At 45.5% G+C, this 21,774-nt stretch carries 18 protein-coding genes; 2 read left to right on the top strand and 16 right to left on the bottom strand.

What is annotated here, in order from left to right; genetic code table 11:
* Positions 1 to 38 precede the first annotated feature (38 nt).
* Positions 39 to 1,742: a sodium:solute symporter family protein gene (locus AACR09_RS08605; protein WP_004729727.1), complete on the bottom strand. Its 1,704-nt coding sequence runs from the start codon at positions 1,740 to 1,742 to the stop codon at positions 39 to 41.
* Between the two features lie 10 nt (positions 1,743 to 1,752).
* Positions 1,753 to 2,019 carry a DUF4212 domain-containing protein gene (locus AACR09_RS08610; RefSeq protein WP_004729726.1) on the bottom strand — a complete coding sequence of 89 codons (267 nt, stop codon included), beginning with the start codon at positions 2,017 to 2,019 and terminating at the stop codon, positions 1,753 to 1,755.
* Positions 2,020 to 2,467: 448 nt separating this feature from the next.
* On the opposite strand from AACR09_RS08610, the gene AACR09_RS08615 reads away from it, so the two are divergent.
* Positions 2,468 to 4,219, top strand: coding sequence for a potassium/proton antiporter (locus AACR09_RS08615; RefSeq protein WP_004729725.1), 1,752 nt, complete (start codon positions 2,468 to 2,470; stop codon positions 4,217 to 4,219).
* Here AACR09_RS08615 and AACR09_RS08620 read toward each other — a convergent pair.
* From AACR09_RS08620 to aspA, 11 genes are all read right to left on the bottom strand, one after another.
* A complete protein-coding gene (locus tag AACR09_RS08620; protein WP_004729724.1) occupies positions 4,216 to 4,845 on the bottom strand; it encodes a response regulator transcription factor in 630 nt (209 codons plus the stop codon). The genes AACR09_RS08615 and AACR09_RS08620 overlap by 4 nt on opposite strands.
* Before the next feature lie 212 nt (positions 4,846 to 5,057).
* Positions 5,058 to 6,944, bottom strand: coding sequence for a protein-disulfide reductase DsbD (locus tag AACR09_RS08625; protein WP_193834792.1), 1,887 nt, complete (start codon positions 6,942 to 6,944; stop codon positions 5,058 to 5,060).
* A 175-nt stretch (positions 6,945 to 7,119) separates the two neighbouring features.
* Entirely contained in the window at positions 7,120 to 7,608 is a 489-nt protein-coding gene (locus tag AACR09_RS08630) for an arginine repressor (protein WP_004729722.1), read from the bottom strand.
* Positions 7,609 to 7,934: 326 nt separating this feature from the next.
* Positions 7,935 to 8,399, bottom strand: a complete 465-nt coding sequence (pyrI, locus tag AACR09_RS08635; RefSeq protein WP_004729721.1) for an aspartate carbamoyltransferase regulatory subunit — start codon at positions 8,397 to 8,399, stop codon at positions 7,935 to 7,937.
* A 15-nt stretch (positions 8,400 to 8,414) separates the two neighbouring features.
* Positions 8,415 to 9,344, bottom strand: a complete 930-nt coding sequence (gene pyrB, locus AACR09_RS08640) for an aspartate carbamoyltransferase (protein ID WP_017083816.1) — start codon at positions 9,342 to 9,344, stop codon at positions 8,415 to 8,417.
* Positions 9,345 to 9,884: 540 nt separating this feature from the next.
* Positions 9,885 to 10,895 carry an ornithine carbamoyltransferase gene (locus AACR09_RS08645; protein WP_004729719.1) on the bottom strand — a complete coding sequence of 337 codons (1,011 nt, stop codon included), beginning with the start codon at positions 10,893 to 10,895 and terminating at the stop codon, positions 9,885 to 9,887.
* A gap of 212 nt (positions 10,896 to 11,107) precedes the next feature.
* Positions 11,108 to 12,019 carry a carbamate kinase gene (gene arcC, locus AACR09_RS08650; RefSeq protein WP_004729718.1) on the bottom strand — a complete coding sequence of 304 codons (912 nt, stop codon included), beginning with the start codon at positions 12,017 to 12,019 and terminating at the stop codon, positions 11,108 to 11,110.
* A 73-nt stretch (positions 12,020 to 12,092) separates the two neighbouring features.
* On the bottom strand, positions 12,093 to 13,316 hold the full coding sequence (arcA, locus tag AACR09_RS08655; RefSeq protein WP_076648674.1) for an arginine deiminase: 1,224 nt from the start codon (positions 13,314 to 13,316) through the stop codon (positions 12,093 to 12,095).
* An 814-nt stretch (positions 13,317 to 14,130) separates the two neighbouring features.
* On the bottom strand, positions 14,131 to 15,579 hold the full coding sequence (locus AACR09_RS08660) for a YfcC family protein (protein WP_017094774.1): 1,449 nt from the start codon (positions 15,577 to 15,579) through the stop codon (positions 14,131 to 14,133).
* Between the two features lie 542 nt (positions 15,580 to 16,121).
* Positions 16,122 to 17,429 (bottom strand): anaerobic C4-dicarboxylate transporter, encoded by a 1,308-nt coding sequence (locus AACR09_RS08665; protein WP_004729714.1) that lies wholly within the window; start codon positions 17,427 to 17,429, stop codon positions 16,122 to 16,124.
* A 181-nt stretch (positions 17,430 to 17,610) separates the two neighbouring features.
* A complete protein-coding gene (gene aspA / locus AACR09_RS08670) occupies positions 17,611 to 19,062 on the bottom strand; it encodes an aspartate ammonia-lyase (protein ID WP_004729713.1) in 1,452 nt (483 codons plus the stop codon).
* 284 nt (positions 19,063 to 19,346) lie between these two features.
* Here aspA and AACR09_RS08675 point away from each other — a divergent pair, with 284 nt between their 5' ends.
* Positions 19,347 to 19,871 (top strand): FxsA family protein, encoded by a 525-nt coding sequence (locus AACR09_RS08675; RefSeq protein WP_004729712.1) that lies wholly within the window; start codon positions 19,347 to 19,349, stop codon positions 19,869 to 19,871.
* A gap of 167 nt (positions 19,872 to 20,038) precedes the next feature.
* Here AACR09_RS08675 and AACR09_RS08680 read toward each other — a convergent pair whose 3' ends face one another.
* From AACR09_RS08680 to AACR09_RS08690, 3 genes are all read right to left on the bottom strand, one after another.
* Positions 20,039 to 20,518 (bottom strand): tRNA (cytidine(34)-2'-O)-methyltransferase, encoded by a 480-nt coding sequence (locus tag AACR09_RS08680; RefSeq protein ID WP_017077584.1) that lies wholly within the window; start codon positions 20,516 to 20,518, stop codon positions 20,039 to 20,041.
* Positions 20,519 to 20,595: 77 nt separating this feature from the next.
* Complete coding sequence (locus tag AACR09_RS08685; RefSeq protein WP_017083810.1) at positions 20,596 to 21,213, bottom strand: superoxide dismutase; 618 nt, start codon at positions 21,211 to 21,213, stop codon at positions 20,596 to 20,598.
* 76 nt (positions 21,214 to 21,289) lie between these two features.
* A partial coding sequence (locus AACR09_RS08690) for an ATP-binding protein (RefSeq protein ID WP_228010485.1) occupies positions 21,290 to 21,774 on the bottom strand: 485 nt, incomplete at its 5' end.

Raw genomic sequence — 21,774 nt, forward strand, 5'->3', positions numbered from 1 at the left:
TAAGTGCTTCTTATCCTAGTCACTAAGTCGCGAGCTTCTTAGTGGTCGTGAGCTTCACCAGCACCTTTAGGATAACGGATAGACTCAACCATCTCTTGTACATCTTCAGGAACTTCAGCGGTCACTTTGTTCACTGCAATTGATACTACAAAGTTTAGACACATACCTAGCGTACCGATGCCTTCTGGGCTGATACCAAACCACCAATTTTCCGGTGTGCTTGCTGCTGGGTTAATGAACTTGAAGTAGATGATGTAGCTTGCTGTGAAGGCAATACCTGACAACATACCTGCAATAGCGCCTTCCTTGTTCATCTTCTTGTAGAAGATGCCTAGGATGATGGCAGGGAAGAAGGATGCTGCGGCTAAGCCGAAGGCAAACGCTACTACCTGAGCTACGAAACCTGGTGGATTAATACCTAAGTAACCAGCACCGACAATCGCGACCATCGCGGCCAAACGAGCGGCTAATAGCTCCTGTTTGTCGGTCATGTTTGGTCTAAAGCCTTTCTTCAACAAGTCATGTGAAATCGACGTTGAGATTACCAATAGTAGACCTGCGGCTGTTGATAGTGCGGCTGCTAGGCCACCGGCTGCAAGTAGTGCTACAACCCAGTTAGGTAGTTTTGCTAGCTCTGGAGAAGCCAGTACGATGATGTCACGGTTAATCTTCATCTCGTTGCGTTCATCGCCCGAGTAGAACATTTTGCCATCGCCGTTCTTATCTTCCCAACCTACTAGGCCAGTGCTTTCCCAGTTTTTATACCAGCTTGGTGCGTCTACTGCTGCGACACCTTGCATGTCAGGACCGTTAATCGTTTCAATCATGTTCACACGAGCGAACGCTGCAACGCCGGGTGCTGTTGTGTATAGCAATGAGATGAACAGTAGTGCCCAACCCGCTGAGATACGAGCATCACGTACTTTTGGTACCGTGAAGAAACGAATGATTACGTGTGGAAGACCCGCAGTACCGACCATTAGAGCTGCACAGATGAAGAATACATCCACCATGCTCTTGTTACCTTCGGTATAGGCGGTAAATCCGAGCTCTTCGGTTAGGCCATCCAGTTTATCAAGAAGGTAAACATCCGTGCCTGATAGCGTTGAACCCATACCAACTTGTGGAAGTGGGTTACCTGTCATCATGATTGAGGTAAAGATTGCTGGAACAAGGAAGGCGAAAATGAGGACACAGAATTGAGCGACCTGCGTATAAGTGATGCCTTTCATGCCACCAAGCACTGCGTAGAAGAACACAATACCCATACCAATGATGATGCCTAGGTTAATATCAACTTCTAGGAAACGAGAGAATACAACGCCAACACCACGCATCTGGCCTGCAACGTACGTAAATGATACGAAGATTGCACAGAATACCGCTACCATACGTGCTGTTTTCGAGTAGTAACGTTCACCGATGAAATCAGGAACCGTAAACTGACCGAACTTACGTAGGTAAGGTGCTAAACATAGCGCAAGTAGTACGTAACCACCTGTCCAACCCATAAGGTAAACTGCACCGTCGTAACCAACGAATGAGATGATACCTGCCATTGAGATGAATGATGCTGCCGACATCCAGTCAGCGGCTGTTGCCATGCCGTTTGCTACTGGGTGTACGCCGCCGCCAGCAACGTAGAATTCACTGGTTGTTCCAGCGCGAGCCCAGATTGCGATGCCGATATAGACTGCGAAAGTAATACCGACGAGAATAAACGTCCAAGTTTGAATATCCATGTTCTAGCCTCTAGTCTTCCTGTACGTTGTATTTTTTGTCCAGCTTATTCATGCGAACAACGTAAATAAATATCAACGCCACGAAGGTATAAATTGAACCTTGTTGAGCGAACCAAAAACCTAGCTTAAATCCGCCAAATTGAATGGTATTGAGGACATCCACAAATAAGATGCCTGCGCCGTAAGACACCACAAACCATATTGCGAGTAGTGTTCCCATTATTCCCAAGTTTTCCTTCCAGTAGGCTTGAGCATGTTCCGTAGATTCGAACGCCATTGCCTTCTCCTTTATTCCGTTTTCGTAGAAACCGTTTTTGTGAAACCGTTTTGTAAAATAGCGTGTTAACGTAATGTTACGATTTAGAATGTAGCAAGGATAAGTCAAGGGATCTGTGCAACTTTAGTCGGGATGGTATTAGCGCTAATGTACTGAAATATGGGAGCTAGGAGACATAACCATAGAAAAATGTGATGTTACAGTATTGTTAAATTAGCCAAAGGTCTAACAAAAAGGGATGAATTAGACTGCGAGTCATAAAATTTAACAACTAAATGACCGAGAAACGGTATTTAGCCCTGCTTATGACACGAAGCGAAACATAAGTTTGTTATAGTAACTACGGCACTTTCACCGACCGTGCCTTGCTAAACGGCAGAAGATCAACAAGCTAGTGGCAAAAGATCAACAGGCTTAAAGCTCGGATTTTATTCTTTGGGGGAACGAATTGGACGCAATAACCATTAACCACTTATTCTTGACTGGTGCCGTACTCATCGCCATCAGCGTGCTTTTCTCACAAGTGTCCTCTCGATTGGGCGTTCCTATTCTTTTGATCTTTTTGTTCGTTGGTATGTTAGCGGGTGAAGATGGACCCGGTAATATTCATTTCGATGATTACTCACTGACCTACTTAGTGAGTAACCTTGCGCTTGCCGTGATTCTGTTGGATGGCGGTATGCGAACCAAGGTGGCGAGCTTCAAGGTCGCTTTCTGGCCTTCGCTCTCGCTGGCGACGATAGGTGTCGCATGTACAGCAACCTTAACCGGATTAATGGCGGCTTGGCTGTTTGACTTGTCATTAATGCAGGGCATTTTGGTCGGGGCGATTGTTGGTTCAACCGATGCGGCAGCGGTATTCTCTTTGCTGAAAGGACAGAGTCTCAATGAGCGTGTGGGTTCAACTCTAGAGATCGAATCGGGCACTAACGACCCAATGGCGGTCTTCCTGACGGTGACCTTAATTGCGCTGTTAGGTAACCCTGACGCTGAGATGGGAATGAACTTCCTACTGCAAAGTTTTGCGATGCAGTTTGGTATCGGTACCCTTGTTGGCATTGGCGGCGGCTGGGTTCTATGGAGCTTAATCAATCGAGTACAACTGGCTGATGGCCTTTATTCCATTCTGGTACTCAGTGGGGGCGTGGCTCTGTTTGCGTTCTCTAACATGCTTGGCGGCAGCGGCATCTTATCGATTTACCTAGTGGGCTTGTTCATTGGTAATCGTCCAACGCGTTCTCGACACTCTATTCTTAATGTCCTAGACGGTATGACGTGGCTAAGTCAGATCGTGATGTTCTTGGTGTTGGGTTTATTGGTGACTCCATCGACCTTAATGGACATTGCACTTCCTGCGTTAGCACTGGCTTTCGGTATGATTTTGTTTGCTCGTCCAGTGTCGGTTTGGTTGGGTTTGCTGCCGTTCAGAAGCTTTACCACTAAGGAGCGCTGGTTTGTCTCTTGGGTCGGTTTACGTGGTGCAGTTCCGATCATTTTGGCGGTTTTCCCGATGATGGCTGGTCTGCCAAATGCTCAGCTGTATTTCAATATCGCCTTCTTCGTGGTTATGGTTTCGCTGATTGTTCAAGGTGGCAGCTTAATGAAAGTCGCAAGACTCGCTAAAGTGACTCTACCGCCAACGCCAACACCGATTTCTCGCACCGGTATCGAGATTTATCCGACCAGTGAATGGGAGATGTTTGTCTACAAGCTGAAAGAGGAAAAGTGGTGTGTCGGTGAACCGCTCAAGCGTTTATCGATGCCAGAGGGGACACGCATTACCGCACTGTTTCGACAAGATGCCTTGCTTCACCCATCGGGCAGTACCATATTAGAGGCGAACGATATTCTCTGTGTGCTTGGTCAAGATAAAGATCTAGATAGCCTAAGTGAGCTGTTCAGTGAGGCTCCTTTGGCAGAAGAAGCCGCTCGATTCTTTGGTGACTTCTTCTTAGATGTTGGGTTATCGGTCGCTGCGGTAAGCGATTGTTATGGTATTGAACTTGGCTCGGAAGAAGAGCGAGAAATGACGCTAAAACAATTGGTTGATCAAGAGCTTGGTGCACACCCCGTCTTAGGCGACAGCTTCGAGTGGCATGACATCACTTGGGTGGTTGCAGATATAGATGATCATAAAGTCGTCAAGCTGGGTTTATGTTTGCCTAAGACGACTTTAGAAGAGGATGTAAACGAAGCTTAATTGTGGATTTCTTGTAGCAAGATAACTGCTTGAGTTCGGTTTTTCACATCCAGTTTACGGAAGATGGCTGTCATATGCGCCTTGATGGTCGCTTCCGAAACATTCAATTCATACGCGATTTGCTTGTTTAGCAGGCCGTCAGAAAGCATCCCTAACACCTTGTATTGCTGAGGCGTCAGCGTGGAAAGCTTTTCCGCAAGGTCGCTACAGGCTGCATTGTTGGTGATAAGCCCTTCAGGAAAGAACGGGTCGCCATTCAGCACTTGATTCAGTGCACTCACCAATTCACGCATATCACTCGACTTAGGAATGAAGCCAAAGGCACCGTGGCTCTTCACTTGAGTGACAACGCTGGCATCCTCGCTGGCTGAGATCACCACAATCGGTAAATCTGGATATTCAGCACGCAGCTGAATTAAGCCCGACATCCCGTTTGCTCCCGGCATTTTAAGGTCGAGAAGCAACAGATCTGGTTCATCTTCTTTTTTTAGTAGAGTCAGTAAGGCATCGAGAGAATCAGCCTCAAGCAGGTTCGCACCGCTGATAGCCATATGAACTGACTGAAACAGGGCGTTGCGAAAGAGAGGGTGGTCATCAGCAATGATGATGGTATAGGTCGAGTCCATGACGTTCATACTTTTAACAATTTAGTTAATATTTATTATCATCCTGATTGAGTATGTGGACAATATCTATGCATGAAAAGTCTGAACCATATCGACTTTTATCCCCGGAATAAGAAAGCGTTACTCTGAATAGCAAAAAAGCCGCACTGCCATCTCGTTACTGAGGGGCGGTGCGGCTTTCGTTTAGGCGGATATTTCGGTGAATATTGCCGTTATAGCTGGTGGTCTTGCATGTGTTTTAAGAATACATCTGCCTGCATAAAACCAGTGACACGAGCATTTGGAACATGGTTACCCTCGCCATCCCAGAACTCTATGGTTGGCAACCCGAGTACCTGCAATTGTTTAAGCAGTTCAATGTCTTGAGGCATGTTTCTCGTTACATCAGCCTGAAGCAGGACGAAATCAGAAAGTTTGTTCTCGACATCAGCCTGATGGAAGGTGTACTTCTCAAACTCTTTACATGCCACACACCAATCGGCGTAGAAATCGAGCATCACTGGCTTGCCGAGTTTCTTCGCTTCGATGAGCTGAATTTCTAACTCTTCAACCGTGTTGACGCGCGCAAATTGGATATGCTGTTGCTCTACCGTTACGCTCTTCTCTGCAAACCAGTAATTTAAGGCAGGTTGCGCTGAAGCGAACAGGCCGAGCATCGCGATGATGCCCACTGCGCTCTGCTTCCAACCGCCGAATGGCAGTGCATTCTTGCTGTGGTAAAGCCAACCAAAGGCGATGAAACCAAGGCCAGACCAAAGCACCGTTGCCCACAACTCAGGGATAATACGCTCTAGTAGGAAGATAGGTGCTGCCAGCAAGATAAAGCCAAATACGATCTTCACTTTATCCATCCAGCTACCTGCTTTCGGCAGAAGCTTATTACCAAATACCGCAACCAAGATCAGCGGGATACCCATACCCATGGCTAAGGCATACAGAGCAATCGCACCCGTTAATAGGTCGCCACTTTGAGCCACATACAGCAGCGCACCGGACAATGGAGCTGTGGTGCAAGGTGAACACACCAAGCCAGAGATAGCACCCATCGCGAATACGCCCAAGGTATTGCCACCTTGTTGCTTGTTGCTTTGGTTGTTAAGCCAAGTTTGGATGTTGCTTGGAAGTTGTAGGTTATAAACGCCGAACATCGACATCGCCAACGTCACGAACAGAACACTCAGCGCGATCAGTACGTAAGGGTGTTGCATGGCCGCTTGGAACTGCATGCCTGCTGAAGCAACCACTAAACCTAATAAGGTGTAGGTTAACGCCATGCCTTGCACGTAGATGAACGACAACATCAGCGCACGACCTTGGCTGAGCTTGCCGCCACCCAATACGATACCCGTTAGAATCGGATACATAGGCAGAACACACGGCGTAAAGGCTAAGCCAACACCGAGTGCTAAGAATAATAATGGAGTCCACCAACTGTCACCTAGCTTATCGGCTAAGCCTGCTTCTTTTGAAACGGGAGCATTGGTTTGTTGAGTGGTATTACTTGCTGTGTCAGCTGTAGGAGAAGAGGGTTGTACTGAATTGTCCGCTTCACCAGCTGCAGCAGATGAACCTTGTGAGGCACTGCTGTTTTGGGCATCACCACTGTTTTGCACATCACTGCTTTTTATATCCCCAGGACTTGTCGAAGTAAACGGTTCAATGTCGATTACTCGAGTTTCTGGTGGGTAGCAGAAACCAGCATCTGCACAACCTTGATACTTAACGATCAGCTGTGAGTCATCTTGGTAACTCTGTAGTGGAACTTGCACGAATAACGGCTGAGTATAAATGCTCACCTCACCGAAGAATTCATCTTGGTGTGGTTGGCCATCTTCCATTTCAACATTGCCGATAGCGAGATTTTGGCCAGTGAACGAGAGGCTATGTTGATAGAGGTAGTAGCCCTCTTTTACTTGCCAGTCGAGAAGGACCTTGCCGTCTTGCTGGTAGTAATTGAAAGGGAAAGCTTGGTCTACAGGGACAAAACCGTTGTTATTGCCTCCGAAGCTTGGCTCGGCGTTGTCGTTTCCAAAAAGCGCCCACGCAGGCTGGGTGAACAAGGAAACACAAACAAAAAGTAATGTGGCAAGTCGTCGCATACTATTTAGTCATCAAAATGGAGTTGAAGGTATCTTAACTCAATCAGACCGTAATAGTTTGTGATTAGTTTCATCGACCAGCAAATATCCGCTAGGGCGGGTGAGCCACTTTCTTAGGCAGTCGAGAGAGGGTTAGCAGCGCAACTGCAGTGAACTGCCCTTGCCAATAAGACATTTAGGCAACACCCAAGCGTGCTCTTACTACTTGTTCGCAAGCATCAATGTTCATCGTGTCTTTCGGGATAATTAGCACGGTGTCATTGCCGCCAACCGTACCGATAATCTCGGTATGTGGGTCGATATCGACTAATCTTGCGACCAACTGTGCACAACCAGGGTTTGTTTTTACGATCACCATCGCTTGGTTGTGAGTAATTAATTCGATTTGTGATGAGATTGAGGCATCGACACGCACAGGCGCGCTTTCAACCGTGATGCAGTAAACCTTTTTACCACAGGCATTCTGAATTTTGACAACGCCAAGCTGTGACAAAATGCGAGAGACGGTCGATTGGCTGATACCTGTATAGCCAATGTCGACGAGTTTCTCGCGCAGTTGATTCTGGGTCGAGAAGCTTTGTTGTTGTAGTAAGCGTTTGCACGCGGCAGTCAGTGTTTTATCTTCAGCTGAATACAAGCAACCGTGCTCAGTGATTTGGTTCATGAACAACTCCTTAAGGTCAACGTGTTGATATCGCTTGTCCATAGCGCAGAACGCACTCCCAAAGCCGTAGAGTACGATTGTTAATTAGGGCTTACCGATGAACCCCGAAATAAGAGGGAGGGTATGCGAGATGTATGATCATCTATTCATTGAGTCTAACACTAAAGGATAGTTATCTTTTTGAAGGCGATCACCAAACAAAATTCTGGTTAATTGCTTTTATTGCGGAGTTTTATTCTTTGGTTAAATGGATATTTATTCCGTGTTGGGAATAAATATCCATAAATTGTTAAGGGTTTTTTTTGCGGAGCTAATAGCGCTAAGGGTTAGCGAATTTCACTCATGATCTCGCGAGAGAATACTTTTTCACAGTAGTGACATTTAAGCTGTACGTTTTCGTGTTTTAGCTGCACTTTAAAGCTACTTTCAACGGGTTCACCGTGCGAAATACAGTTGCTATTTGGGCAAGCGAACACACTGTTGATTTGTTCTGGCAGCACAAGTGTTAGCTTGTTGACCACTTTGTACTCTTCAATTTGATTCACTGTCGCTTGTGGAGCGTACAGAGCCAATTGGTTGGCTTGTTCCTTGGTCAGAAAGATGTTCTCAATCTTGATTAGGTCTTTGTTGCCGAGCGCTGATGATGGCAGGTTTAACCCCATCGTGATGCGTTGTTCTGTTTTATGCAGCTTGAACAGTTTGAGAATTTTAATCCCAAGATGAGCAGGGATGTGGTCAATGACGCTGCCATTACGGATCGCTTCTACTTGTAGCTGAGTTTGTTTAACCATGACTGTATCTCCTGCTTATAAAGTGTCGTTTAGAACTAGGGCTAATAAAGCTTCACGTGCATACACACCGTTTTCAGCTTGTTCGAAGTAGTAAGCGTGTGGCGTTTTATCGACGTCAGTTGTGATTTCGTCGACGCGTGGCAGTGGGTGAAGTACCTTCATGTTTTGGCGAGCGTCTTTCAGCGTATCGGCCGTCAGAATGTACGCCGATTTCATGTGTGCGTATTCTGACGCATCAAAGCGCTCTTTCTGTACGCGAGTCATGTACAGCACATCCAGTTCAGGCACCACTTCTTCAATGCTGCTGTGGGTGCTGTATTGGATACCCATCTCTTCCAGTTCTTCACAGATGTAATCTGGCATCTCTAACACTTCTGGCGCGATAAAGAAGAAACGCACGTTATTGAATTTTGATAGTGCTTGCGTCAATGAGTGCACGGTGCGGCCATATTTTAGGTCACCAACGAACGCTACATTGAGGTTATCGAGCGTGCCTTGCGTTTCGTAAATCGAGAATAGATCCAACAAGGTCTGCGTTGGGTGTTGGTTCGCACCGTCGCCACCATTCACAATTGGCACCCCGTTAGAGAATTCAGAGGCTAAACGTGCTGCGCCTTCTTGTGGGTGACGCATCACAAAGGCATCAACGTAAGAAGAAATGACCTGCACCGAATCGGCAAGTGTTTCGCCTTTCTTAGCCAGCGATGTGTTTCCGCCATTATCAAAACCGATGACGGTGCCGCCAAGACGCTGAACCGCGGTTTCAAATGAAAGGCGAGTTCGAGTTGAAGGTTCAAAGAAGCAGCTCGCGACAACCTTATTTTTCAGCAGCTCTGGATTTGGCTCTGCTTTGAGTCTTGCAGCAGTATCGACGATAAGCTCCAGTTCATCACGAGAGAGCTCTGGAATGGAGATGATGTGCTTGTTAAATAACGAATGCGCCATAACGGGTCTTCCTTTTTCTATGCATACAGTCAAATTGCGGACAAAAAAAAGCCCCCTAAAAATAGGAGGCTTCGAAACGATCAATAGAGCAAAATAAAAATGACACCAACGCCATTCTAAGGCGTATTGGTTGACAATCATGTGCGACAAAATTGCGGTTCATTTTTTGCTCTCTTAAGACAAATTGCGGAGGATTATACTCAGATAAAAAGGCCATGCAATACTTTCTGTAAAGTATTCATTTAATGGATTTTTATGCGAAATAACGTCCGTTTTAAGCTTCCATTTAAGCCTTTGTTGGAACTGAGAATCTCAGGCTTTTTTAGGTAATAATCTATTTAACTACATGAAAAAAAATGCGAGCTTTATCCAAGGCCAAAATCCCAAGAACGCCACCCGCATTTCCCTGTCATTGCACTTAACTTATTAACGTCTTGCGAACAAGTGAGTGCTTAACTGCTTAACTGCTTAACTGCTTAACTGCTTAACTGCTTAACTGCTTAACTGCTTAATTTCTTAATTTCTTAATTTCTTAACTTCTTAGCTGCCTAATGTCGCAACCATGACTGCTTTGATGGTGTGCATACGGTTTTCAGCCTCATCGAACACGATAGAGTATTCAGACTCGACCACTTCATCCGTCACTTCTACGCCATCTTTAAGCTGCGGATATTCAGCAGCAAGCTGTTTGCCTACTGTGGTATCTTCGCCGTGGAAAGCCGGTAGGCAGTGCATGAACTTCACATGTGGGTTGCCTGTTGCCTTGATCATGTCCATGTTGACTTGGTAAGGCATCATTAGGTTAATACGCTCAGCCCATGCTTCTTTTGCTTCGCCCATTGATACCCAAACATCGGTGTACAGGAAGTCACAACCTTGCACGCCTTCTTGAACATCTTCTGTTAGCGTGATTTTGCCGCCCGTGTGTTCTGCGATTTCACGACATTGAGCCAATAGCTCTTCTTGTGGCCAGAATTGTTTTGGAGCAACAAGGCGAATGTCCATGCCCATTTTCGCAGCGCCAACCATCAGAGAGTTACCCATGTTGTTGCGAGCATCACCTAGGTAAGCAAAGCTGATTTCATGCAATTGTTTACCACGGCCGTATTCCGTCATGGTTAGGAAGTCAGCAAGGATCTGTGTTGGGTGGAATTCGTCAGTCAGACCATTCCATACCGGTACACCTGCGTAAGCGCCTAGCTCTTCAACGATTTCTTGACCGAAGCCGCGGTATTCAATGCCATCGTACATACGGCCAAGAACGCGAGCGGTATCTTTCATTGATTCTTTGTGGCCAATTTGAGAGCCAGATGGGCCTAAGTAAGACACTCGAGCACCTTGGTCGAATGCGGCAACTTCAAATGCACAGCGAGTACGAGTGGATGTTTTCTCAAAGATAAGCGCAATGTTTTTGCCAGTCAGTGTTGGCTGTTCGTAACCGTTGTACTTCGCTTTTTTTAGCTCCATAGAAAGATCTAACAAGTGTTGAATTTCGCGTGGAGTGAAATCTAGTAGTTTTAGGAAGTTACGATTGCGTAGGTTAAAAGCCATGATGTATTCCTTCTTAGATTTAGGCGCTTTCTTGTTACAGGGAAAGAAAATTCAAGAAAGCGCGATTCAATTTTTTAGTTAAATTTGTTCGGTTCTGTTTGTTTCGTTTAATTCTGTTTTCGCAAGCTTTAAAAGCTCTCAAGGTTTCAGCTTCTTAAGCTTTAAGGTTCTCAAGCTTTAAGTTTTTCAAGATGATAAAGCTCGCTAGTGCGTTAACCTTTGGTGATATTGGTGCCCGCTTGGCCTTGCAAGATTTGCAAACCATCTTCGAGTGCACCGATACCTACTACTTTGCCGCCTTGTTGAATGAATTCGCACGATGCTTCAATTTTTGGCCCCATTGAGCCTGCATCAAATGTAAACTTCGCCAGTTCGCTTGGTGTGGTGCTGCGCAGTGCATGTTGAGTTGGTTTGCCCCAATCAAGGTACACAGCTTCAGCATCGGTCAAAATAAGCAGCGCATCCGCATCCAGTTGTTTCGCTAAGAAAGCCGCTGACATGTCTTTGTCGATAACCGCTTCAACACCCACTAATTTGCCATTCTCTTTTTTCACTGGGATGCCACCACCGCCAGTACAAATCACTAGGTGGCCTGCATCGATAAGTTGGGTGATCGCTTCGTGCTCAACAATGCCGGTAGGGCGTGGACTTGGTACCACGCGACGGAAATGTTGGCCGTCAGGTTTTACTATCCAGTGGAATTTCTCCGCCAACTCACGCGCTTCTGCTTCTTCGTAGATCGGGCCAATCGGCTTCGTTGGATCCGCAAATGCTGGATCGTTTGGATCAACCGTCATTTGCGTCAACATGCACGAGATGTTGCGGTCAGGCAGGTAGTTCTTGAACTCTTGCATCAGCATGTAGCCGATCATGCCTTGAGTTTCACTGCCCAATACATCCAGCGGATACGGGTTTACTTTTTTGTATTCCAAACCTTGCAGAGCAAGTAGGCCAACTTGTGGGCCATTACCGTGTACTAAAACCACGTTGTACACTTTCGCGATTTCAGAGATGGTTTTAACCGCGGTTTCAATATTACGGCGTTGAACATCGGCTTCTAACGGCTCACCGCGACGAAGTAGGGCGTTACCGCCGAGTGCAACAACAACAGTTTGCTTAGTCATAATTGTGTTCTCTCATTCTGGCCAAGCTGAGATTATTTAAGATCGTTCAACTTGGCCGTTTTCGTCTTAGTGATTAGATACCATCACGCTCAATTGGGCAGCTCATGCAGCGTGCGCCACCGCGACCGCGACCAAGTTCGTCTCCTGGAATCGGAAGAACCGTGATGCCTGCTTTGTCGTATTTTTCGTTGGTGTAGGTGTTGCCTTCGTAGCCAATAACGACGCCAGGTTTAACCGTTAGCACGTTGTTTGCATCGTTCCACTGTTCACGTTCTGCATGGAAGTTGTCGCCACCGGTTGTGATTAGGTTTAGCTTATCTACGCCAAGTGCTTTTTCGATAGCCGTTACGAAGTAGCCTTCTTCTTTCACTTTTACAGCGCCAGACTCATCGCCAGTTAGGTTCCAGCACTGCACGTCTTTACTTACCACTTCAGGGTAAACAGAGAACGTATCTTCGTTCATGTGAGTCATTACGGTGTCTAAGTGCATGCAAGAGCGGTGTTTTGGTAGCTGCATTGCGATAACTTGTGTCGCTTGACCGTGTTTGAATAGGCTAGATGCTAAGTGTTCAACACCTTGTGCTGTTGTACGCTCAGACATACCGATAAGAACCGCGCCACGACCAAGTACAAGAACGTCACCACCTTCAATGGTTGAGTTGTCGTAGTTGATCTTTTCTTCATCGCCGAAGTATTTAATGAAGTCTTGGCCTGCGAATGTTGGGTGCCAACGGTAAATAGCGCGAACGTGGTTTGTTTCACGTTGACGAGCAGGTTTTGCCATTGGGTTGATAGATACACCGCCGTATACCCAGCAAGATGTATCGCGAGTAAATAGATGATTTGGTAGAGGCTCGATAATGAAGTCAGTTGGTGCATGCATGCCTTGCATCATTGAAGATGATTTCATTGGCATCTCAGCGTAAGACAAACCGCCTGTTAGGATTTTTGCTAGCTCTAGGTTTGGTAAGTCGCCCAAGTAGCAGCGCACATCATTGGCGAATGTTTTACCCAAACGGTAATCAGATACTTGGCAGCTTAGTAGCCAATCTTTCGCTTCTGGCACAGCTAGTGTGTCTGCTAGCAAGTCAGTAAGAAGAAGAACTTCAACACCTTGATCACGTAGCGTTTGAGTAAATGCGTCATGCTCTTTACCTGCACGCTCAACAGCCAGTACGTCATCAAACAGCAAGTCGTGACAGTTAGAGGGTGTTAGGTGAGTCAGTGCGCGTCTTGGACGGTGAACTAGAACGCGGCGTAATTGACCTATTTCAGAACCTACATAGAACTTACTCATGATCGTCTCTCTCTTATATATTTGAATTACTTTTATCGCTAAGAGTAATTATTTATTTTCAGTTGAGAAGAATGAATTATTTTATTCATATCTCTTGTCTGGAATTAATATTACGCCTGCTAGTCAGGTATTCTTAGAGATCTATCACAAATCGTTTTTTATCCCGCAGCCCTTTAAAATCAAGGGTTTTAACAAATTTTATGCACTTTCAACTATTGTCAGCCTTTTCTAAATAGTTAACTCCTTGGGAATATTATGCATGCTTTTTTCATTCGCCTAGCTAGAATCCAATTTGTGAGGGATTATATGCAAAATGGTTTTATTGATAATAATGAGCTTAGATTGGAAGTATGCAATGTTAGTATTTATATATTTAATTTTGTACGTGGAATTAATTATTCTTTAACAATTTAAATGCGAATAAAGCTATTGTGGTCACACTTTATAATTGGGCTTTTTAAGCCGGTTTTCTATAAAAATTACTACTATTTTCTCTTTGGTTATTACTGTGTAAATTACTTTGAATATAATTAACGCTAATAAATGACTAAATATTTGTATAAATATAAGAGCGAAGAATAGTTGGCGTTTTATTAGCTTTAACCTTGATGTTTAAACGTTGGCTGACTCTTTGTCGCAAGTGGTTTTTGCTTGTTTAAGCTTTGCTACTGAGATAGGTCATAGAGAGGCGTTAAATGAAGCGTGTGCAGCTCGGCAGGTTGTTTTGGTGATTGGGTTGGAGTTGGATTAGATAGCAATAAAAAAAGCCGCTATGGAAGCGGCTTTGGATGAGAAAGGAGTGAAGTGCTTTAAGTTAGATCAGCGCACCAATACTCAGTACAACGATGCAGAACACCATTAAGATACCGACTAATGGCATTACCCATTTAACCCAGCGAACATAAGGGACGCGGGCAATCGCCAAGCCACCCATCACCACCGCAGAGGTCGGGGTGATTAGGTTCACCAAGCCAGATGCCGATTGGTAAGCGGTGATCACAAGGTCACGACCTACGCCAGCAAAATCGGCCAGTGGTGCCATGATTGGCATGGTGAGTACGGCTAAACCAGACGTTGATGGCACTAAGAAGGACAACAAAATCTCTAAGAAGAACATCACGTTAATAAAGATAACTGAAGAAAGCCCCGTTACCATTTGTTCTGCAGAGAACAGAATCGTATCGGTGATCATACCGCGGTCCATCACGACCACGATACCACGCGCGATACCGATGATAAGCGCTACACCAAGTAGGTCGCGGGCACCATCAATGAAGCTAGTCGTAAACTCTTCCTCGCTCATGCGAGCCACAATACCGACAATGATTGTCGCGGCTAAGAACATCGCTGAGATCTCTGCCATCCACCAGCCAGCAACCGATACACCGTAAATCATCACAGCGAAAGAGCCACCGAAAATAGTGAGGATTAATTTACGCGTTGTGGTGAAATCAAGTTTTTCGTCGCTCGTGTTACCAAGGAAGTGCGCTTTGTTCTCTTCGTATTTGTCGTAGACAATCGATGTTGTTGGGTCAGCTTGAACCATTCTTGCGTAACGCATGACGTAGGCAACACAAATTATCCAACCAATAACGAGCATGGCGATACGCAGCACGATACCGTCAGTAAATGGGATACCAGAGGCGTTGGCAGCGATCACGGTTGCGAATGGGTTAATCGTTGACCCTAGCACCCCAATCCCTGCGCCAAGCAGTACGGTCGCAGCGGCAACAAGAGGGTCAAAGCGAGCGGCCATCATTACAGGTACTAGCAGCGTATAGAATGGCAGTGATTCTTCCGCCATGCCGTAGACGGTACCGCCAGCAGCAAACAATGCCATCAGTATCGGTATCATCAGCTCTTCTCGCCCTTCTAGGCGGGCGGTGACGCGTTCGATACCGGCATCAATGGCGCCAGTTTTGGTTACTAGCCCTAAGAAACCACCAATGATTAAGATGAACAGCGAAACATCGATTGCTGCAGCTTCATAGCTATTGTGGTCGTAGAAACCGTCAATAGGCGCGAGTAGTACGTCAATCACACCTTGAGGGTTACCTTCTACTGCTTGATAGGTGCCGGTTACCGGTACTTCTCGACCTAACTCTTCATTCATTGCTCGGTCGTATTGGCCTGCTGGAACAACCCAGGTAAGCAGGGCTACGAATGCAATTAGAATAAATAGAATGGTGTAGGCAGAAGGGAATTTAAAGTTGGCAAAGAAGCCGCCCTTTTTTTTCTCGCTTGGTATCGTCTGAGTCGTCATGGCTATCTCCTTACATCATCCTAAATAGAATTGACGTGAATTAGCGACTAATGTTTATAGATTGTAAATACAGTGACATTTATAAAGCATTCAACGATATAAAATTCTTGCCCTTATAGAGCGAACATCTATATGACGTTGCCGACTTTAAATATAAGTATCTTTATATTTATATATCCAAATGAATTTAGATTTAATTTAACTGCGGTTATTTTATTCCTTACGTCGGCATTTAAGTTTGGTATTGTTCACAAAAATAGTGACCAATGAATAGGCTGAAAAATGTTAGAAAAAGAGCAAGGTTTTTTGGTTAGTTAGCTTGGATTAATATTCGATGTGAATTATAGGAAAACAAGGGGTGGTTGCGTTGGCAGGCATTGTTAATGAATGGCGTGAATATTATTGGAATTTTATTCAAACTTTATTTTTATTCGGATTTTTAGGTTTATAATGTTTATTTGATACGTATCAAATAAACACATTGTGCAGAAAAGAAAAAAGGAAGCCGAAGCTTCCTTTTAGGTTTGGTTTTTCAGCGAGTGTTAGATAAACAGACCGCCGAATGCGAAGCCGAGTGCTACCGCTGTACTGATTGTTGCCACACCAGGAATGAAGAATGGGTGGTTAAATACGTACTTACCAATACGAGTTGAACCTGTGTCATCCATCTCAACCGCTGCCAGTAGCGTAGGGTAAGTTGGAAGTACGAACAGTGCACTTACCGCAGCAAAAGAAGCTACGGCTGTTAGTGGTGCTACGCCAATCGCTAGAGCTGCAGGCATCAGTGCAACCGTTGTTGCGCCTTGAGAGTAAAGCAGCATAGAAGCGAAGAACAGAACAAGAGCCAGCATCCAAGGGTAGTCAGCCAGTAGAGCACCAGCAACGTCTTTGATTTCAGCAACGTGTGCATTCACAAACGTTGAACCTAACCAAGCCACACCCAGTACACATACACACGCAGTCATACCAGAGCGGAATGTTGGAGCCGAAGAAATCTTCGCTGCATCAATCTTAGTGAACATCACGATTGCCGCTGCTGCTGCCAGCATCACAGACATGATCGCTTCGTTACGGCCCAGTGCTGGGTTTTCAATTAGGCCAACAGAGCTAGAGATAGCGGCTGCGTAGCAAACAACAAAACCAATCGCAGCAAGGAAGATGTAAGTCGCCTTCTTCGCTGTTGGTAGAATTTCGCGTTTCTCTTCTGTTGCTAGCTTGATTAGACCTTTCTCTAGACGTTCTTGGTAAATAGGATCGTCTTTCAGTTCGCTGCCCATGTAGTTCGCGACAACCGCACCAACCATACAAGCGATGAAGGTTGTTGGAATACAAACCATCAATAGCGTTAGGTAATCGACACCAAAGGGTGCAAGCATCGCTGCGAAAGCCACAACTGCTGCCGAAATAGGCGAAGCTGTGATCGCAATTTGAGAGGCTACAACTGCGATAGACAGTGGACGAGAAGGACGAACACCTTGGCCTTTTGCTACTTCTGCAATAACAGGCAACGTAGAGAATGCTGTGTGACCAGTACCCGCCATCAGTGTCATTACAAAGGTCACAATCGGCGCGTAAAAGGTGATACGTTCAGGGTGTTTACGCAAAAAGTTTTCTGCAATTTGTACCAACCAGTCCATACCGCCAGCAACCTGCATTGCTGCAATTGCGGTGATAACCGACATGATGATCAAAATTACATCGACCGGGATAAAAGATTGGCTTGTTGGAACACCAAGAATTAATGAAAGGGCAATAACACCAGCACCACCGGCAAAACCAATACCGATACCGCCAATTCTGGCCCCCAAAAAGATAAAGAGCAGGACGACAAATAGTTCTACTGCAATCATAAGTAACACCTCATTTTAGATTTTATTATGTGAACATTCGCCACTGGAATGCTCACATAATAGTTCTATGGTTTAGGTTTAATTAAGCAAAAACGCAACCCACGGAAATCCACAAGATCAGCAAGGTTAACCGTATTGGAGCCTAAAAAAGGGCTCCGTTTGGAGCCCTTTCTCGCTACCGTTATTCGTAGCGTTTAGCTTTATACTGAGGATGCATCAGATTTTCAACAGAGAAAATGTCATCAAGTTCTTCTTCGCTCAATAAACCGCGCTCTAGAACTACATCACGAACACTCTTACCTGTTTCCGCACAAATCTTACCAACGATGTCACCTTCGTGGTGGCCAATGTATGGGTTTAGGTAAGTTACGATACCGATAGAGTTAAATACGTGAGATTCACAGACTTCTTTGTTCACAGTAATGCCGTCTACACACTTGTCGCGTAGGTTCACACATGCGTTTGTTAGGATGTCTAAAGACTCAAACATGCTTTGTGCGATAACAGGTTCCATTACGTTCAATTGAAGCTGACCGCCTTCTGCTGCGAAAGAAACCGTGTTGTCGTTACCTAGAACTTTAAAGCAAACTTGGTTTACTACTTCAGGTACAACTGGGTTTACTTTAGCAGGCATGATTGAAGAACCCGCTTGCAGTTCAGGTAGGTTTAGCTCGTTGAAGCCAGTACGTGGACCTGAAGAAAGAAGACGTAAGTCGTTACAGATCTTAGACAGTTTAACGGCTAGACGTTTAAGTGCACCGTGCGTCATTACGTATGCGCCACAGTCAGACGTTGCTTCGATAAGATCTTCAGCCGCTACACATTCTAGGCCAGTTACTTCTGCTAGGTGCTTAACTGCTAGGCCTTGGTAACCCGGTGCTGCGTTCAGACCAGTACCGATAGCTGTTGCGCCTAGGTTAACTTCAAGCAGTAGTTTTGAAGTGTATTCTAGGTTTTTGATTTCTTCGTTGATGGTTACAGCCCAAGCGTGGAACTCTTGGCCAACCGTCATAGGCACAGCATCTTGAAGTTGAGTACGACCCATCTTCAAAATTGTGTTGAATTCTTGGCTCTTAAGCTCAAATGCACCTTTTAGGTATTCGATAGCATCGATCAGTTTACGAACGCTGTTGTAAACAGAGATGCGGAAGCCCGTTGGGTAAGCACAGTTTGTAGATTGGCTGCGGTTTACATGGTCATTTGGGTTGATGAACTCGTATTGGCCTTTTTCTTTGCCCATAAGTTCAAGTGCCACGTTCGCCACAACTTCGTTCGCGTTCATGTTTACAGAAGTACCAGCACCACCTTGGAAAACGTCCGATGGGAACTGATCCATGCACTTGCCAGTGTCTAGAATGAGGTCACAAGCTTCGATGATGTATTTAGCCACTTCGCTTGGAATTACACCTAACTCTTTGTTTGCTAAAGCTGCTGCTTTCTTTGTCATCACCATACCGCGAACGAATTCAGGTACATCTGAGATCGTTACATTTGAGATGTTGAAGTTTTCAACTGCGCGTAGAGTGTGGATGCCGTAGTAAGCATCAGCCGGAACATGACGTTGACCTAATAGATCTTCTTCGAGACGAGTAGCTTGAGGAGCTTCAACTTGAGCTTCTGATTGAGTAGCCATAACAGGATCCTTAGAGAATTATTCTGATTATATAGTTAGTTATTAGCCTATTCTGTGTGCAAATACTCCGTTCGCTAGAATATTGGGCTGATAAATCCGTCCTGACTTATGTGGCACATGATACTGTACTTAGCGCATAAAAATATTAAGTTGATCACCTTTTTCGTTTTTGTTTCGTCAATATTTAGCAAACTTATTCCGGGTCAATAAACACGCTTATTTACAGGATAAATTTGAGATTGGTAGGGCTTTCAGCGTAAACTGGACGTAACAAAGGAGGGCGTGTGTTTCCTATCTTATTATTACTCTTTATCTTCGTACCCATCATTGAGATTGGGCTATTTATTCAAGTTGGTGGCTTCTTAGGATTGTGGCCAACTATCGCGTTGGTTCTGATCACTGCATTTGTGGGTGCATCGCTGGTTCGTAGCCAAGGCATTCAGACACTTATGTCTGTTCAAGGTCGGTTGCAACAAGGCGAAATGCCAGCACAACAGATTCTTGAAGGCGTGATGCTTGCGGTTGCAGGCGTATTGCTGCTGACTCCGGGTTTTATGACGGACGCACTCGGTATGTTGGTATTGTTACCTGCACCAAGAGCGATGATTGCCAAGAAAATGATGGAAAAAATGGTGGTGACCAATATGTCTGGTGGTTTCCATGCGGGTGGACAAGCTGGTTTTGGCCAGAGCCCATTTGGGCAAGACCCATTCAATTCAGGCCCATCTGACCAATCAAAAGACGGCAACACCTTTGAGGGTGAGTTTGAGAAGAAAGACGACGACAACGATCGTAATCGCTTAAATTAATGGTTTGTCTCTTTATATAGAGAGACAAACAGAAAAGGCTCTTACCGTTATCCTTCGCAAGAAAGTGATAATGGTAAGAGCCTTTTTTATTGCATGTTATCTGCTTTTACGATTACTAGCTGGAACAGGTAACAGGCCGTGCGAGCGGTTATTTACTGAGATTGGTATTATACCGCGCCTTCAAATCCCATTTGTCGCCATGCTTCGAACGCAATGATGGCCACTGCGTTTGACAGGTTCAAGCTGCGTGCTTCTGGCATCATTGGAATTCGAATACGTTGCTCCATTGGCATACTTTCGATGAACTCAGCAGGCAAACCGCGAGACTCAGGGCCAAACATCAACACATCACCTTGTTGGAATTTTGCATCCACGTGGTGACCTGTCGTTTTAGTGGTGCAAGCAAAGATGCGGAAATCACCCTCGCGTTCATTCTCTAGATACTCAAGGAAGGCTTCTAGATTCTTGTGACGCTTAACTCGTGCAAGGTCGTGATAATCTAAGCCCGCACGACGAACTTTTTTCTCTTCGAAATCAAAACCAAGCGGCTCGATAAGGTGCAGGTTTGCGCCGCAGTTAGCTGATAGGCGGATGATGTTACCCGTATTGGGCGCGATTTCTGGTTCGTATAGAGCGATATCAAACATGTTGGTTCACAAGAATAATCAAAGATAGCCAGAGTATACGGTGGCAAGCTGAGTGAGTACAGTTCGCCACCCTCAGCTTACGCTTGGTTCGCTAGTGCCTGCGCGTAGTTTTCAGATACCGCATTCCAATTCACTACGTTCCACCATGCATTGATGTAATCAGGGCGACGGTTTTGGTAGCTGATGTAATAGGCGTGTTCCCAAACATCGAGTGCAAGAATGGGCTCGCCGTTACTGGCAACCGTATCCATCCACGGATTATCTTGATTTGAGGTCGAGATGATCTTCAGTTGTCCTTCTTCAACCACTAGCCAAGCGAAGCCTGAACCAAAGGTATTGATTGCCGCTTGAGCGAACTGATCTTGGAATGTCTCGAAATCTCCGAAAGTACTTCTGATAGCCTCGCCAAGCTCGCCCGTGGCTTCACCACCACCGTCTTGCGACATGCAGTTCCAATACAAGATGTGATTGTAGTAACCGCCACCATTGTTACGAACCGCTGGGCTGTGCTGAGAAATGTTAGCGAAGATCTCGGTCAGAGACTGTTGCTCTAGCTCGCTGCCAGAAACAGCCGCAACAAACTTATCGTAGTAGGTTCTATGGTGCTTGCTGTAATGCACTTCCATCGTCTTAGCATCAATGTAAGGTTCTAGGGCGTCGTAAGCGTAGGGTAAAGCAGGGAAAGTGTGTGACATGGTAAATCCTCCTTAATTAGAGGATTTACCATAATGATAATAACAATCATTATCAACTGTGATCTTTGTGGGGGTATTATACCGGCAAGATTGGCAGGGTGATTTCGAGTTGTAATCCACCGAGCTGGCTACGGCTTGCAGTGATGGTTCCGCTGTGTTGGCGAATCGCACTTTCTGTAATGGTGAGGCCAAGCCCAGTGCCACCTGAATTACGATCGCGTGCCGTTGAAACTCGGTAGAAAGGTCTGAAGATAGAATCCAGTTCATCCTCCGGGACACCATCACCGTTGTCATTGACGCAAATCGTCAGCTGATCTTGGACAACATGGAATTGCACATCGACTTGGTCTTTGCCGTAGTAGATAGCATTGCGCGTAATATTGTCCAAGGCACTCATCAGCAGCTTAGGGTTACCCGAAATAGAACGCTCTGGGATCTCTGAAAACGTCAGTAATTTACCCATCTGTTCAGCTTCAAACTCTGCATCTTTTAAGATCTCTTCCCATAAGCTCGAGATAGGTTGAACCTCGCGAGTGATGTGGCTGTCGACCTGCATACGAG

The organism is Vibrio sp. OPT20, from assembly GCF_963889365.1.
In the GTDB taxonomy this organism is placed as follows: Bacteria; Pseudomonadota; Gammaproteobacteria; order Enterobacterales; family Vibrionaceae; genus Vibrio; species Vibrio splendidus.

What these genes read in the sequence shown, in the direction of transcription:
- AACR09_RS08605 (WP_004729727.1), bottom strand. Translation starts at nt 1,742, where the DNA reads ATGGATATTCAAACTTGGACGTTTATTCTCGTCGGTATTACTTTCGCA.
- AACR09_RS08610 (WP_004729726.1), bottom strand. Translation starts at nt 2,019, where the DNA reads ATGGCGTTCGAATCTACGGAACATGCTCAAGCCTACTGGAAGGAAAAC.
- AACR09_RS08620 (WP_004729724.1), bottom strand. Translation starts at nt 4,845, where the DNA reads ATGGACTCGACCTATACCATCATCATTGCTGATGACCACCCTCTCTTT.
- AACR09_RS08625 (WP_193834792.1), bottom strand. Translation starts at nt 6,944, where the DNA reads ATGCGACGACTTGCCACATTACTTTTTGTTTGTGTTTCCTTGTTCACC.
- AACR09_RS08630 (WP_004729722.1), bottom strand. Translation starts at nt 7,608, where the DNA reads ATGAACCAAATCACTGAGCACGGTTGCTTGTATTCAGCTGAAGATAAA.
- pyrI (WP_004729721.1), bottom strand. Translation starts at nt 8,399, where the DNA reads ATGGTTAAACAAACTCAGCTACAAGTAGAAGCGATCCGTAATGGCAGC.
- pyrB (WP_017083816.1), bottom strand. Translation starts at nt 9,344, where the DNA reads ATGGCGCATTCGTTATTTAACAAGCACATCATCTCCATTCCAGAGCTC.
- AACR09_RS08645 (WP_004729719.1), bottom strand. Translation starts at nt 10,895, where the DNA reads ATGGCTTTTAACCTACGCAATCGTAACTTCCTAAAACTACTAGATTTC.
- arcC (WP_004729718.1), bottom strand. Translation starts at nt 12,019, where the DNA reads ATGACTAAGCAAACTGTTGTTGTTGCACTCGGCGGTAACGCCCTACTT.
- arcA (WP_076648674.1), bottom strand. Translation starts at nt 13,316, where the DNA reads ATGAGTAAGTTCTATGTAGGTTCTGAAATAGGTCAATTACGCCGCGTT.
- AACR09_RS08660 (WP_017094774.1), bottom strand. Translation starts at nt 15,579, where the DNA reads ATGACGACTCAGACGATACCAAGCGAGAAAAAAAAGGGCGGCTTCTTT.
- AACR09_RS08665 (WP_004729714.1), bottom strand. Translation starts at nt 17,429, where the DNA reads ATGATTGCAGTAGAACTATTTGTCGTCCTGCTCTTTATCTTTTTGGGG.
- aspA (WP_004729713.1), bottom strand. Translation starts at nt 19,062, where the DNA reads ATGGCTACTCAATCAGAAGCTCAAGTTGAAGCTCCTCAAGCTACTCGT.
- AACR09_RS08680 (WP_017077584.1), bottom strand. Translation starts at nt 20,518, where the DNA reads ATGTTTGATATCGCTCTATACGAACCAGAAATCGCGCCCAATACGGGT.
- AACR09_RS08685 (WP_017083810.1), bottom strand. Translation starts at nt 21,213, where the DNA reads ATGTCACACACTTTCCCTGCTTTACCCTACGCTTACGACGCCCTAGAA.